General features: G+C 67.7%; 1 protein-coding gene. It reads left to right on the top strand.

Annotated features, from left to right (window positions below):
- The coding region (gene phaZ, locus WDW90_RS37490) for a polyhydroxyalkanoate depolymerase (RefSeq protein ID WP_336492785.1) at window positions 1–984 on the top strand (984 nt) is incomplete at both ends.

Consider the following 984-nt stretch of genomic DNA (forward strand, 5'->3'; position numbering starts at 1 on the left):
CGTCCCTTCTGCCGCGTCCTCGCCTTCGGTGAGCCCTCGACCAAGCCGAAGATGCTGATCGTCGCCCCGATGTCGGGCCACTATGCGACGCTCCTGCGCGGCACCGTCGCTGCCTTTCTCGGCACCCACCAGGTCTTCATCACCGACTGGGCCGACGCCAAGCAGGTGCCGCTGGCAGCCGGCCGCTTCGACCTCGACGACTACATCGGCTACTGCATGGCGATGTTCGAGGCGCTGGGGCCGGACCTGCATGTGATGGCGGTCTGCCAGCCGTCTGTTCCGGTGCTCGCCGCCATCGCCCGCATGGAAGCCGAGGATCACCCGCTGGTGCCGCAATCAGCCGTGCTGATCGGCGGGCCCATCGACACCCGCCGCTCGCCGACCGCCGTGAACCGCCTGCCCCAGGAGCGCAGCATCGGCTGGTTCGAGCGCCACTGCATCCACCCGGTGCCGTGGCGGCATCCGGGCTACGGCCGCAGGGTCTACCCGGGCTTCCTGCAGCTGGCCGGCTTCATCGGCATGAATCTCGACCGCCACCAGACGGCGCACTGGGACATGTTCAACCACCTCGTGCAGGGCGACGGCGACTCGGCTGCCAAGCACCGGGAGTTCTACGACGAGTATCTCGCCGTGATGGACCTCACGGCGGAGTTCTTCCTCCAGACCATCGAGACGGTGTTCATCGACCACGAGATGGCGCGCGGCGTGATGCGCCATCGCGGCGAGCCCGTGGATCTCGGTGCGATCCGCCGCTGCGCCTTGATGGCGATCGAGGGGGAGAAGGACGACATCACGGGCATCGGCCAGACGCGGGCGGCGTTGGATCTCGCCACGAGCTTGCCGGCCGGGAAGAAGGCGTATCATCTCCAGATCGGCGCGGGGCATTACGGCATCTTCAACGGCTCGCGCTTTCGGGCCGAGATCGCGCCGAAAATCACCGCCTTCATGGAGCAGAACGCCGCCTCGCCGGCGGGAGAGTTCGTG

The organism is Methylobacterium nigriterrae, from assembly GCF_037106235.1.
Classification (GTDB): Bacteria; Pseudomonadota; Alphaproteobacteria; order Rhizobiales; family Beijerinckiaceae; genus Methylobacterium; species Methylobacterium nigriterrae.